At 67.0% G+C, this 13,819-nt stretch carries 9 protein-coding genes and 1 pseudogene; 5 read left to right on the top strand and 5 right to left on the bottom strand.

Annotation, left to right across the window (positions count from 1 at the left end):
• Positions 1-2: 2 nt before the first annotated feature.
• From ispH to AC10QF_RS01935, 3 genes and pseudogenes are all read left to right on the top strand, one after another.
• Positions 3-953, top strand: a complete 951-nt coding sequence (gene ispH / locus AC10QF_RS01945; RefSeq protein ID WP_005415710.1) for a 4-hydroxy-3-methylbut-2-enyl diphosphate reductase — start codon at positions 3-5, stop codon at positions 951-953.
• A gap of 181 nt (positions 954-1,134) precedes the next feature.
• Entirely contained in the window at positions 1,135-3,018 is a 1,884-nt protein-coding gene (locus tag AC10QF_RS01940) for a M61 family metallopeptidase (RefSeq protein WP_494541648.1), read from the top strand.
• Positions 3,015-3,257: pseudogene (locus tag AC10QF_RS01935) on the top strand (lysoplasmalogenase family protein); the annotation flags it as partial. The gene AC10QF_RS01940 and the pseudogene AC10QF_RS01935, both read left to right, overlap by 4 nt.
• Positions 3,258-3,348: 91 nt before the next feature.
• On the opposite strand, the gene AC10QF_RS01930 reads toward AC10QF_RS01935, so the two are convergent.
• From AC10QF_RS01930 to AC10QF_RS01910, 5 genes are read right to left on the bottom strand one after another with little or no spacing between them, the layout of a single operon-like run.
• Positions 3,349-4,056 carry a hypothetical protein gene (locus AC10QF_RS01930; protein WP_494541647.1) on the bottom strand — a complete coding sequence of 236 codons (708 nt, stop codon included), beginning with the start codon at positions 4,054-4,056 and terminating at the stop codon, positions 3,349-3,351.
• Positions 4,053-5,009 carry a hypothetical protein gene (locus tag AC10QF_RS01925; RefSeq protein ID WP_494541646.1) on the bottom strand — a complete coding sequence of 319 codons (957 nt, stop codon included), beginning with the start codon at positions 5,007-5,009 and terminating at the stop codon, positions 4,053-4,055. Before AC10QF_RS01925 ends, AC10QF_RS01930 begins: the two co-directional genes overlap by 4 nt.
• A 45-nt stretch (positions 5,010-5,054) precedes the next feature.
• Positions 5,055-7,853 carry a TonB-dependent receptor plug domain-containing protein gene (locus tag AC10QF_RS01920; RefSeq protein ID WP_494541645.1) on the bottom strand — a complete coding sequence of 933 codons (2,799 nt, stop codon included), beginning with the start codon at positions 7,851-7,853 and terminating at the stop codon, positions 5,055-5,057.
• 11 nt (positions 7,854-7,864) lie between these two features.
• The gene (locus AC10QF_RS01915) at positions 7,865-8,833 is read right to left on the bottom strand and encodes a FecR family protein (protein ID WP_494541644.1); all 969 of its coding nucleotides are present in this window, start codon (positions 8,831-8,833) and stop codon (positions 7,865-7,867) included.
• Entirely contained in the window at positions 8,830-9,357 is a 528-nt protein-coding gene (locus AC10QF_RS01910) for an RNA polymerase sigma factor (RefSeq protein WP_080352916.1), read from the bottom strand. The genes AC10QF_RS01915 and AC10QF_RS01910 overlap by 4 nt, the downstream gene beginning before the upstream one ends.
• A gap of 236 nt (positions 9,358-9,593) precedes the next feature.
• On the opposite strand from AC10QF_RS01910, the gene AC10QF_RS01905 reads away from it, so the two are divergent.
• Entirely contained in the window at positions 9,594-12,467 is a 2,874-nt protein-coding gene (locus AC10QF_RS01905) for an autotransporter domain-containing protein (RefSeq protein ID WP_494541643.1), read from the top strand.
• Between the two features lie 97 nt (positions 12,468-12,564).
• Entirely contained in the window at positions 12,565-13,575 is a 1,011-nt protein-coding gene (locus AC10QF_RS01900) for a 2-hydroxyacid dehydrogenase (protein WP_494541642.1), read from the top strand.
• Positions 13,576-13,819 lie beyond the last annotated feature (244 nt).

Below are 13,819 nucleotides of genomic sequence, written 5' to 3'. Positions count from 1 at the left end.
TGATGGATGTGCTGCTCGCCAACCCGCGTGGTTTCTGTGCCGGTGTCGATCGTGCGATCGAGATCGTCAAGCGCGCGATCGAAACGCTGGGCGCGCCCATCTACGTCCGCCATGAAGTGGTGCACAACCGCTTCGTGGTCGACGACCTGAAGCAGCGCGGCGCGATCTTCGTCGAAGAGCTCGACGAGGTTCCGGACAACAACACGGTGATCTTCAGCGCACATGGCGTCTCGCAGGCCGTGCGCCAGGAAGCCGAGCGCCGTGGCCTGAAGGTGTTCGATGCCACCTGCCCGCTGGTGACCAAGGTCCACTTCGAAGTCGCGCGCCACTGCCGTGCCGGCCGTGACGTGGTGCTGATCGGCCATGCCGGTCACCCGGAAGTGGAAGGCACCATGGGCCAGTGGAACCGCGAAGCCGGTACCGGCCAGATCTACCTGGTCGAGGATGTCGAGCAGGTTGCCACGCTGCACATCAACCAGCCGGACAACTTCGCCTACACCACCCAGACGACGCTGTCGGTGGACGATACGCGCGGCATCATCGATGCGCTGCGCGAGCGTTTCCCGGCGATGCAGGGCCCGAAGAACGACGACATCTGCTACGCCACGCAGAACCGCCAGGACGCCGTGCGCGACCTGGCCAAGCGCTGCGACCTGGTGCTGGTGGTCGGTTCGCCGAACAGCTCCAACTCGAACCGTCTGAGCGAACTGGCCCGCCGTGAAGGTGTGGAGTCGTACCTGATCGACGGTGCGCACGAGATCGACCCGGCGTGGGTGGTGGGCAAGCAGCACATCGGCGTGACCGCTGGCGCCTCGGCGCCGCAGGTACTGGTCGATGGCGTGCTGGCGCGCCTGGCCGAGCTGGGTGCAACCGGCGTGGGCGAGCTGGAAGGCGAACCGGAATCGATGGTGTTCGCGCTGCCGAAGGAACTGCGTCTGCGCCTGGTCGACTGACCGGGAAGCGCCTCATCCACGCATGGCGTGGATCTACTGAAACTGCTCTGGTGGGTGCGAACCTTGGTTCGCACGCTTTTTGTCATGCGCGGATGGCCGGCCCGCCCATGACCTTTGGCCATGGGGCAGGGCACTTTACAGGCCTAGCATCGGAGGATTCTCCGCTGTTGGATGCTGCCCGATGAAGACCCGAGCCCTGGTGATGTCCGTGCTGTTCGCGCTGGCTGCTTCGCCTGCACTGGCGCAGATTTCGCCGCCGGCCAACGCCACGGCGCCCGGCCTGCTGCGCATCGATGTGGATGCGCGCGATCTCGCTCGCCGCATCTTCAAGGTGACCGCCACCGTACCGGTCAAACCCGGTCCGATGACCCTGCTGTACCCGCAGTGGATTCCCGGCAACCATTCGCCCACCGGCCCGATCGACAAGCTGGCCGGCCTGCGCGTGACCGCCAACGGCAAGCCGTTGGCCTGGCAGCGCGACCAGTACAACGTCTATGCGTTCAAGGTAGACGTGCCCGAGGGCGTCAGCGAGATCGTCGCCCACTTCGACTTCCTGTCCTCGCAGGGCGGCAGCCAGGGCCGGGTGGTGATGACCCCGGAGATGCTCAACCTGCAGTGGAATGCCAACTCGCTGTATCCGGCCGGCGTCGATACACGCGACCTGCAGGCGCAGGCCAGCGTGATCCTACCCAAGGGCTGGTCGTTTGCCACTGCGCTGGAAACCGCGCGCCGCGACGGCGATGCCGTGGTGTTCAAGCCGATCTCCTATGATCACCTGGTCGATTCGCCGTTGTTTGCCGGCGAGCACTACCAGCGCATCGATCTCGATCCGGGCGCGAAGGTGCCGGTGCACCTCAATGTGTTTGCCGACGAGGCCAAGTCGCTGAAGCCGAGCGAGGCACAGATCACCCTGCACCGCGCACTGGTGCAGCAGGCCGACAAGCTCTACGGCGCGCGCCACTACAACCACTATGAATTCCTGCTGGCGTTGACCGACCGTCTTGGTGGCATCGGCCTGGAGCATCACCGTTCCAGCGAGAACAGCGCCGCCCCGGGTTACTTCACCGAGTGGGACGACAACGCCTGGATGCGCGATCTGCTGCCGCACGAGTACACCCATTCCTGGAACGGCAAGTACCGCCGTGGCGCTGACCTGACCACCGCCAACTTCAACACGCCGATGGGCGACAGCCTGCTGTGGGTGTACGAAGGCCAGACCCAGTTCTGGGGGCAGGTGTTGGCGGCGCGCTCTGGGCTGTGGTCGGTCGCGCAGGCACGCGACATGCTGGCCAATGTGGCCGCGACCTATGATCGCGGCCGCCCTGGCCTAGCCTGGCGGCCGTTGCAGGACACCACCAACGACCCGACCATCGCCCAGCGCCGGACGTTGCCGTACCGCAACTACCAGATGAGCGAAGACTATTACTCCGGTGGCCAGATGCTGTGGCTGGAAGTGGAGGGCAAGCTGCGCGAACTGAGCGGCAACCGCCGCAGCCTGGATGACTTCGCGCGCGCCTTCTTCGGGGTTGGCAACGGTGACTGGGACGTCAACCCCTACACCTTCGACGACGTGGTTGCGACCTTGAACGGCATCGTGCCGTACGACTGGGCGACGTTCCTGCGCGGGCGCCTGGACGGCCACGGTTCGTTGACCGGGGGGCTGGAACTGGCGGGCTGGAAGCTGGTCTACCGCGATACCCCGAACGACGCCTACAAGGCGCAGGAAAAGCGTGCCAAGGCCGCACTGCTGGCCTATTCGCTGGGCGCGACCGTGCTCGACAGCGGCGTGGTCGGCGACGTGATCTGGGACAGCCCGGCGTTCAACGCCGGTCTTGCACCCGGCATGAAGGTGATTGCGGTTGGCGGGCGCGAGTACAGCAGCCAGCGCTTGAAGGATGCGGTGGCGACGGCGGCCAAGGACAAGGCGCCGATCGTCCTGCTGGTGAAGCAGTTCGACCGCATCGAGACGATGAACATCGACTACCACGGTGGCCTGCAGTATCCGGTGCTGGAGCGTATCGCCGGCAAGCCTGACCGCCTGGCGGACCTGTGGAAGGCGCGATGAAACCGCGCGCCCGCGATGGCGTGATCCTGTCGATGGCAATCCTCGCCATCATCGGCGCGTTCCTGCCCGGTGACGGGCGCTGGCTGCATTGGCTGGCGAAGCCGGCGACCACCTTGCTGATCGCGGCCATTGCCTGGCGGGTGCGTGATCCTGCGCAGCCGTCCTACCGGCGCGCGGTGCTGGCCGGCATGCTGCTGTCGTGCGTGGGTGACATCGCGCTGATGCTGCCGATGGACGCGTTGAAATAGAAAAAGGGGACGGAGGGGATTAAGTCGTATGTGCCTTGGTGCGGTCTGCGACTTAATCCCCTCCGTCCCCTTTTTGCGTTGACTATCGTCGGTTCGCGTGGCCGGAACGCCCCTGTGCGTCGAACGAGAGTCGTGCGGACTGGCGATCGCCGGCGACCTCGTCCGGCAGCCACACCAGCCTGCCGCCCTTGCGCACGATCACATAGACGTGGCCGACTTCACCGGGTGTGCCCATCAATGCGTTGCGCTGTGCCTGCAGCGCCTGGGCGACGCGTGGCACCGCCTCGAAATCGATGTTGGCCAGCGCCGTGCTGCTGCGGCGCAGGGTGATGGTGGGCGCGAAGCGCTGCGGATCGACCGGGTCGCCCTTGCGCCACTGGCCGTGCTCGAAGTGGTAGCTGTCCACGTGCGTAGGTTGCTGCGGATCGACCAGGTCCAGATTGATGCGGCCATCATCGTAGAAGTGGATGCTGTGGAACACCATCAACCGGTGCCCGGCCAGGGCTGGCATCTGTTCCAGTGCCTGGCGGGCGGCCAGCAGGTAGTCCGCATCGAACAAGCGGTTGCTGCGTTCGGGCATCGGCATCGACCGCGGTTCGGGAATCGGTGCGAGCGAAGCAGGCCGCTCGCGCGGTGGAGGCGTGGTGATCGGCGTGGTTGCGCGGTCATCCTGCACCGAATGGCCCATCGTTTCGGCAAGGGTCTGCAGTGCCCCGCCGGCAACGGCGACGCCGGCCAGCAACAGCAGCACCATCGAAAATACCAGTCGCGTCGAGGGGGGCTGCTTCATACACCCTCCAGGCGAACGTTGCCGCGATCTTCCGGGTCGTACAGCAGCGTGACCTGCTCGCGTGGAAGGTTGGCCAGCTCGATCAACGGGATGAAGCGGCGCACGCTCACCTGCTGTATGCCACCTTGGCGGTCGGTGTACTCCAGCTGGAACTCCACCTGCGGCTGCTCGTTGAGGTAGGTGCCGGTCTGGCGCAGCTTCAGCACCTTCGCATCCACGCCGATGCCGCGGTACTTCAGCGCGTCGCCGCGCGCATCAGCCTGCAGCAGGCGCCCCAGGACGCGCAGGCCCAGGGCGTAGCCGCACAACACCAGCGGGCACACCAGCAGTGGGTGGCCGAAGGACATGAACGTCCAGCCCAGGCCCTCGCTCTGCAGCCGATAGGCGAGCACGTAGGCGCTGGCAACCACGACGATGCCGATGACCACGCCGGCGCCGCGGCGCCAGAGGCTGGCGACATCAAGTTCGGGCTGGGCGCCCTCCAGCACCACATTGGGGAACGCACCCGGCGTCCGGCTCAGGCGAACCTCGATGCGCTGGCCGGCCACGAAACGCTGCAGCTGCGGTTTGCTGTCCACCACCAGCATCTGTTCATTGATCGGCGTGCCGGACAGGTTCTGGAAGCCAAGCTTCAGTCTCCACTGCGCGAAGCCGCGCACGTGCACGCCGGTCTGCTCGGCCTGTTCGATCAACGCATCACGCGGCTCACCGTCGGCCAGGATGGTGCGCACCCGATGCAGCGCGCGCGGCGGGCCCAGTAGCAGGTAGTGCAGGAAGGCGAGCAGCAACGCGAGCCACAGGGCCAGCGACAGGGCGAGCAGCAGCAGGGCCAGCCATGGCGCGCTGCGGTCGGCCAGTGGCACCGGCCACGACGTGCCGAAGTAGAGGATGCAGGGGAAGGGCAACGCGAAGAACAGCAGGAACGCGCCCCAGAACCAGAGATAGGCCTTCATGGGGTGGTGGGGGACCGATGGAACAGGGCGCGTAGGGTACTACGCTCAGCGGATCTGCAGGGTCAGCAGGAAGTAGCGGCCAAGTGGATCGTCCAGCCCCGGCATCTGGCCGCCATTGCCGACCAGGTAGTTCACCGGTTGCGTGTCGAGCACGTTGTGCACGTCCAGCGCGGCGACCACGCGCGGCCCCAGCCGCCTTGCCAGGTGCAGGTTCCAGCGCAGCTGCCGCGGATTCATGCAATGGTTCTGCTCGCGCTGTTCCTCCGGGCATTCCGCACCGGGCAGCCAGGCACGCGTGCGCCCTACCTGGTTGCCGCGCAGGGCGATGTCCCAGTTGCTGTTCTGCCACTGCACATTGAGCACGGCGGCCATCGCTGGCGTGACATGGCCACGCAGGTCCACCGTCGCTTCATGGCCACGCTCGCGGCGCAGTTCCTGCTGCTTCAGCGCATCGAGCGAGAACAGCCACTGGCCGGTGCTGCCGGTGTCGATGTGGTACTCCCCGCGCAGAACAAGGTTGCGCGACGTGGTGCGGCCGATGTTGTCGAAGGACAGGCGCAGGTTGTGCAGGTTGCCGTCCTCGTCCAACTCCCACGTGCTTGAATTCCACACTGCGTCGGCCGGTTGCAGGGCCAGGATCTCGTTGCGCAGTTCGACGATGTTGTGGGTCAGCGACAGTGAAAACGCATCGGTCGGTGTCCAGGTCGCACCCAGGGAATGGCTGCGCGACCGCTCCGCTTTCAGCGCATCGTTCTCCACCACGTCCACGGTTACGCTGCAGCGTCCGTTGCCGTTGCTCTGCGCGCAGTTGGGCAGTGCGCTGGAGGCGGGTAGTTCGATCGCGCCGAAATAGCCCGGCGGCCGCCGTTGCTCGAACAGGCTGGGGGCCCGGTAGCCGCGCCCGGTGGCAAGCAGGAATGACCACTGCGGTGTCGGGCTCCAGCGTACGCCCACGCGCGGCGAGAAAGCCTGGTAATCGCCATCGCGGTCCCAGCGTGCTGCCAGGTCCATGCGCAGCGTGCGCGCCAATGGCAGGCCGAGTTCGGCGTAGGCACCGCCACTGCGGCGTGACAGGTGGCGTTGTTCCTGTGGCAGGCCCAGCGCCAGGTCGCCCTGGCTCAGCAGCGCGTCGGGATGCGACGTCCAGCGTTCCTGGCGCAGGTCGATGCCGGTGGCCACTTGTGCAGCACCGCCGGCCAATGGCATCAACTCGCGCTGCATGCCCCACCAGCCCTGCCACTGCTCGGTGCGCCCGCGGTTGCGGATCGACGGGAACAACTGCGCGGCGGTCTCTGCCGGCAACGAGGTGAAGCCGGGCAGGAAATCCAGCGTCTCGGCAGCGCGCAGCAGTGGTTGGGCGCGCACGGTGCCGGACGTCGTCAGGGTGACATCGCTGCGCTGTGCGCTGATGCCGGCATCCCAGCTGCGGCGGCCCTGGTCGCGGCCCATGCCAAAGGTGACGTCGGCATCGGTGGCACGTACATGCGGACGCACGTTGCCGGCTTCGCGCAGCACGCTGTTGAAGGTGAACCCATAAAGCCCGATGGCTACGGCGGTCGGGCCGAGGTCGAAGCGTTGCCGGTTGTGGCTGGCCCGCGCCTCGGCGTAGGCGTAGCGACCTTCGCCGCGCTCATGCCGATAGCGCAGGTAGGCCGAGGCGGTGTCCGAGGCCGGTTGCAGCGAACGCGGGCGTGCGCTGTCAAACCAGCAGGCGCCATCGCGCCGTTTCAATGGCCCTTCGCAGCGCTTTGCCGGCCAGTAGCGTCCATCGCGGAACGCGCCGATCAGGTACTGCGAGGTTTCCGCATGCCATTCGCGGCGATCGCCGGCCACGTGGTCGATGCGATGCAGGTCGACGCCAGCGAACCAGCGGTCCCCTCCGTCACGCACGCCACCGGTGGCCGCCTGCAGGCGATACTGGCCGGCGTCGCCGCGCCCGCTCAGGCCGGTCTGCAGCATGGCTTCAGGGCCATCGGCCTGGTCACGCAGGATGATGTTGACCACGCCGGACATCGCGTCGGCACCATAGATGGCCGACGCACCGCCACGCACCAGTTCGATGCGCTCGACGAAGCTGAGCGGGATGCCCCCCAGGTCGGTGAGCCCGCCCTGTTCCAGCGACACCATCGGATAGCGTGGCAGGCGCCGGCCATTGACCAGGAACAAGGTCGCACGCGGACCCATGCCGTCCAGGCTGGTGGTGGTGGCCGCACCCACCGGCAGGTACTGCGAATCGCCACTGCGCGAGGTGCTCATCGCCGGGTGGCCGTTCATGCCCGGCAAGTGCCGCAGCAGGTCGAACAGGCTGCCGTAACCGCTGCGCAGGATGTCATCGCGGTCGATGATGGTCACCGGCAGCGTGGTCTGCACGGAGGTGCGCGGCAGCCGGCTGCCGGTGACATGGATCGGCGCCAGCTCCACCTGCGGTGGCGTCTCGGGCACCCCGCCCGGCGACGGTACCGCGGGCATCGCACGCGTCGCGACCGGCGGGGGCGATGGCGGTGCTGGCCGGGTGCGGCGGACGACGAATCCACCGGCAGGCGTGCGCAGGATGGTCACCGGCATGCCGGCGACCAGTTCCTTCAGGGCCGCGGCCGCATCGCTTTGGCCATGGGTGCCGGCCGTGCGCAGGCCATCCAGTTCACGCGCATCGAACAGCAGGGCGATGCCACTCTGGCGCGCCCATTGCTGCAGGGCCGGTGCGAGTGGGCCTGAACCCACATGGACCTCCAGGGTGCCGGCCTGTTCGGCTGCATCGGCAGAGGGCAGCGCGGCGATGCTCAGCGCGAAGCAGAACAGGGTGCAGAGCAGCCCCTCCCGCAGCGCGCCCGGTACTGCCTTCACTGCAGGCCTCCTCAGTACGTGCGGCGCAGTTCCAGCGCGCCATCCGGTCGCGTCTGGCCAGCTACCGACCAGCCCAGTTCCAGCGCCGACAGCAGTTCCTGCGCATCGCCGGCACGGAAGGTGCCACTCACGGCCAGGCTGGCGATCTCGGGATCGGCGATCACCAGCGGCGTGCGACCGTAGCGGTTCATGCGCTCGACCACGATCGACAGCGGCGTGGCATCGAACACCAGCTGTCCCTGCAGCCAGCCTTCGGCAGCGGCATTGGACGACAGCGCCGGGCCGGGCTGGAAGCGGCCCGAGGGCAGCACCTGCAGCTGCTGGCCGGGTGCCAGGGTGTGCTGGGCCCCGCCATTGCTGACTTCCACCGCACCTTCCAGCAGTGCGACTTCGACCAGGCCGTCGTTCAGGCGCTCCACCTGGAAGGTGGTGCCGATGTCGCGGATGGTGCTGTCGCCGGCGCGCAGCTGCAGCGCCTTGCTCGACGGTGCGACCTGCAGCTGCAGGCGGCCCCGTTCCAGCACCAGGTTGCGATGGCGCCAACCGAATCGGGCGTGCAGCGTGGTGCCCGCATCCAGCGTGGCCACGCTGCCATCGGCCAGCGTCTGCTGCCGGGGCTGGTGGGAATCGTTGGCATAGCGCAGCGGTGTGGGGTTGCCGTCGATGGCGACCATCCAGCCGATCCCGATGGCCAGGCAGACGCCTGCGGCGGCGGCCACTGCCGGCAGCCAGCGACGCTGCGCCGGCCGTGCCGCACGTGCTGCGGCGGTGCGCAGCCACGGGTCGGCGGCCAGTTCTTCGCCCCGCTGGAACAGGGTCTCGGCCTGGATCCAGGCGCTGACATGGGCCGGGTCCTCGGCCAGCCAGTCCTCGAACGCCTCGCGCTCGCCCGCCGTGCAGTCCGGAGCTTCCAGCCGCGCCACCCAGGCGCTGGCGCGTTCAAACAGCAGGGTGTCTTCCCTGGGTCTGGCGTGACTCATCCGTTGTCCCTGTCGTTGTGCAGCGGATCCGATCCGAGTTCCTGGCGCAGGCCCTGCAGGGCGCGGGCGATATGTTTTTCCACGGTCTTGGCGGTGATTCCACAGTGCCGCGCGATCTGCGTATAGCTCATGCCGGTGATCCGGTTGAGCAGGTACACCTCGCGCGCGCGCTCGGGCAGCTTGAACAGGGCCTGCCGCAGCAGGGACAGCATCTGCCCGGACTCGGCCTGGCGCAATGGATCGGGCGACGTGCTGGAGGGCTCGTCGCCGCCATCGTGTTCGGCAAGGGACAGGTGTGGCCGCGACTGCGACGAGCGGCCACGGTCTGCCAGGCGGTTGCGGGCGATACGATACAGCAGCAACCGCAGCTCGTCGGCACTGTGCGCGCGATAGCGGATCAGCCGCTCCATGCAGTCCTGCGCGATGTCCTCGGCATCCTCCGGCCCAACGCCGCGCGTGCGCAGGAAAGCGCACAACGGCGCGCGTTCTTCCCGTACGAACGCAATGAACGCGTCCGTCGGCACGGACAGGTCCGGCGCGCGATGGATCAGAGGAGAGGGGGCGGACAGGGCTGGCCTCGGGCGTCGGTGGCGGGTGCGTCTTCGAGTTTTACGCGACGATGACCGGATGGGGAAGAGTGTGCATGGCCCCTGATTTCATTGTGAATGCATTCATGTTTCGGGGCCTGGTGCGCTGGGGGAGTTTGCGCCGCCCGGACGTTGAACTCCTGACCCGTGTGTTGCGGGTGGAGAGAGAACACATGAAGCATTCGAAGTTGAGCCTGGCCCTGGCCGGGCTGATGGGCATCACCGCCATGGCGGCGGTTGATGACGTCATGGCAATGAATTATCACGTGCGGGACGATCGCGTCTTCCTCAGCGGCGGCGTGACCGTCGCCGACGTGGTGGCGCTGCCCGCGCTGCTGGCCAAGGCACAGGCTGAAGGCCGTCCGATCCGCGAGGTCGTGCTGCGCACATCCAATGGTGGCGCGCTGATCGCCGGCGAGTGGCTGCAGGCGGTGATCCGCACCCAGGGCCTGGACACCATCGTGTCCGGCCACTGCATCTCGTCCTGCTCGATCATGCAGTCCGGTGGCGTCAACCGTTACCTCGGCGGCGATCTGCCACTGGTCGACTCGGTGCAGATCCATGCCGCCAGCAGTGGCGGCAAGATCACCTATGCGCCGTCAGCGCGCATGACCCAGATCTACACAGGCAACTACGGCGGCGGGATGGATGCGGGCCTGTTGCACAAGGCGATGTATGAAGTGGTTCAACCCAATGGCCTGCTGGTATTCCGCGACCCGGCGCGCACCACGGGTACGTCGGTCACCTTCGATCCGGATGGCAGCGGCAGCAAGCTGGAGTCGTTCCCGGGCCAGGACATCCGCGGCAACAACATCATCAACACGGCAGGCTATCGCGATCCGGGCGACACCCTCCGTGTCACCAGCAACGTCAGCGGCGACATCAACCCGGGTTACCTGCGCACCGCGCGCCAGCTGCAGGCCTTCGTCGACGACGATTTCGCGCGCTGGAACACCGACTGGGCCAGCACCTACATCAACTACGCGGTGAGCCTGTACAACGTCTCCACGCGGGGGCCGAACGGCATCGGCACGCAGTCGCTGCAACAGATGCTCGCCGATCCCGACCTCCAGGATGAGCTGCGCGGCCAGTTGCGGTTGGCCGATCTGGATGCCTCGACCCTGGCAAGTTCGGCGGGCGTGATCCGTGTCAGCAATGGCGCCACCTGGCGCACCGCCGAAACCACCGGCGCCGATTTCATTCTGGTGGACAACGGCACCATCGCACTGGAGGGCGGTGCACTGCGCACCCCAGAGCTGCGGGTGATGCCGGGCAGCATCGTGGTCGGCCACGGTGATATCGCATCGGTCGGCACCGACAGCGATGCGTTGCTGGATGCCACCGGCCCGTCCTACCGCGAAGACGGCTTCAACCGCCTGCGCGTGTTCGGTACGTTGATGCCGCGTGGTGGTGATCTGGTGACCCACGGCTACGTCAACATCATGCCCGGCGGGCAGGTGCTGTTCGATGTTACCGAAACCGGTGGTACCGGCAGTGGCCGCCTGCGCGTCGGCAGCTTCTACGATGGCGGCTCCGAGGAGGGCGCGCTGGTGATCGCGCAGGGCGCACATCTGGCGCTGAACGTGGCCCAGGGCTTCTATGCCGGCACCTACCGTCGCGACCTGGTGGAAGGACCGATCTACCAGGGGGGCTTCCAGGATGCCGTGCGGCTGGGCGATGCCGGCTACAGCGCCAGCATCACGACCGGTGAAGTGTTTCGCCCGCGCCACAATTCGCTGCTCAGCTTCAACGTCAACCAGACCGCCGACGGCCTGTGGCTGACCGCCAACCCGGGCTTCGATCAGCTGGGCCTGTTCGCCAACGGCACCTCCGGCGACGGCCTGGGGCGCGCGCTGGCCGCTGCAGCGGACCGCCAGGACAGCGGCCTGAAGTCGTTGCTCGGCGCGCTGCAGTTCAGCGACCGCGATGTGATCGCACAGCAGGCTGGCGCCCTGCGCGGTGATGCGCATGCCAGCCTGCGCCTGGCCGACAATGCACTGATCGGCAGCATCGGCAACGTGGTGCAGCAGCACCAGGCAGCGATGCGCAGTGGCGGCGATGCAGACGGGTTGGCTTCGCAGGCGGCGCAGTCGGTGTCGGCGCAGCCGGGCATGCGCCATGGCAGCCTGTTCAACCAGCTGGCCATGCATCTGGTTGAACCGGCCGGCGAGGCTGCTGGCGACAGCCGCGTGGCGGGGCGCAGCCATGGCCTGTGGGCGCGCGGTTTCGCCAGCCATGGCCGCATCGACGCCGACGGTGGTGTGGCCGGCCTGAGCCACACTGTCGGCGGCATCGTGATCGGTGCCGATACCCGCGTGGCCGATGACCGCGTGACCCTCGGCGTGAGCGTGGCCGCCGCCGACATGTCGACCAAGGCCAGCGACGGCTCCGGCTTCAGTGGCGACGTACGCGCGCTGGATGTGGGCGGCCACCTGGATGCGACCTATTCGCGGGGCTACCTGTCGGCGGCCGTGCGCTACACCGACCTGCGGCATGACACCCGCCGCAGTGTCGGCGGCATTGATGGGCTGCAGCAGCCTCTGCGCGCGAAGTACAGCAACGATGCCATCTCGGCAAGGGTGGAGCATGCGTTCTCCTTCACCACTGGAAAGGGTCTGGTGATCCAGCCGCTGCTGCCGGTGGTGGACTACGCACGGACCTCGGTCACCCGTTTCAATGAAGGGCAGGGCGCCGGTGCGCTGGTGGGCCGCAGCGGCAGCCTGGAGAGCATTCGTGTGGGTGCCGGCCTGCAGCTGTTCAAGACCTTCGAAGGCAACAACGGTGAGCGCATTACCCCGCGTGCCCGCGTGGTCTGGCAGAAGGAGCTGGGCGATTCGCAGGCGCGCTACAGCACCGGCTTTGCTGCGGCCCCGGACCTGGTGTTTGGTGCCAGCAGCCAGGCCGTGGGCGAGCAGGTGCTGGCCTGGAACGTCGGCGTGACCAGTCGCGCCAGCGAGCGCCTGTCGATCATGGCCGACTACGTGGGTGAGCGCCGCGACGGGCAGATCCAGAACGGCGTGATGCTGGGCCTGGGCTACCGGTTCTAAGGGGCACTCGGTCCCGGCGATATCCGTATCGCCGGGACCATCCCATCAGGGCAGGTGCTGCGGTATGGTCGGCAGGGAATTCCAGCCAGGCCTGTCCATGCAGACCGCCGTTTTCAGTGCCCGCCCCTACGATCGTCGCTTCCTCGACGAGGCCAACCAGCGCGATGCGGCCGGGCAGGGCTTTGCATTCGTGTACTTCGATGCCGCGCTGGACGTGCATACCGCTGCGTTGGCACAGGACTGCGCCGCGGTATGCGTGTTCGTCAACGACCGCCTCGACGCGCCGGTTCTGCACGCGTTGCATGCGCTGGGCGTACGCGCCATCCTGCTGCGCTGCGCCGGCTTCAACAATGTGGACCTGGCCACCGCGAAAGCGCTGGAGCTGTTCGTCGCACGGGTGCCGGCCTATTCCCCCGAAGCCGTGGCCGAGCACGCGCTGGCGCTGGTGATGACGCTCAACCGGCAGACCCATCGCGCCTACAATCGCGTGCGCGAGGGCAACTTCATGCTCGATGGCCTGCTCGGCCGCACTCTGCATGGGCGCACGGTCGGCATCGTCGGCACCGGCAAGATCGGCCTGCCCACCGCGCGCATCTTCCACGGCATGGGCTGCACCGTGCTGGGGCATGACCCGTATCCATCGCCGGCCTTCGCCGGCGTGGGCGACATGGTTGGGCTGGATGAACTGCTGGCGCGCGCCGACATCGTGTCGCTGCATTGCCCGCTGACGCCCGATACCCAACACCTGATCAACGACGCCTCGCTGGCGCGGATGAAGACCGGCGCGATGCTGGTCAACACCTCGCGCGGTGCGCTGGTCGATACCCATGCGGTGATCCGCGCGCTGAAGTCGCGGCGGCTGGGTCATCTGGCCATCGACGTCTACGAGCAGGAAAGCGCGCTGTTCTTCCAGGACCTGTCCGGCGAGATCATCGATGATGAGGCCTTCCAGCGCCTGATGACCTTCCCCAACGTGCTGGTGACCGGCCACCAGGGCTTCTTCACCGTAGAGGCGCTGCAGGAGATCTCGGCAATCACGCTGGGGAACCTGCGGGATTTCGCCGAGGGGCGGGTGTGTGCGAACCGGGTGGAGACATCGCTGAGATGATTGGAAGTCATGAGGGGTGTGCGTTTTCATACCTATCATTGAGGGGCGCAGATGAAACGCTTAGTCACCTTGAGAGTTGGGCTGCTGTTTCCATTGCTGATGGCGGGCGGCTGTGCAGCGGAGGAGTCCCGAGGCGAGAAGGGGTGGGAAGGGCTAGAACGATGCGTGACAACAATCGAGACTTACGTTCAAGAGACGAGGGGATGGAAACGGGAGATGTATCGGATTGCGGAGGAGTCTTCCG

The sequence above is a fragment of the Stenotrophomonas maltophilia complex sp. Om-AH-Sm3 genome, from assembly GCF_059337855.1.
The sequence above is the reverse complement of the archived record's forward strand: the minus strand, read 5'-3'. Positions and strand labels throughout refer to the sequence as shown.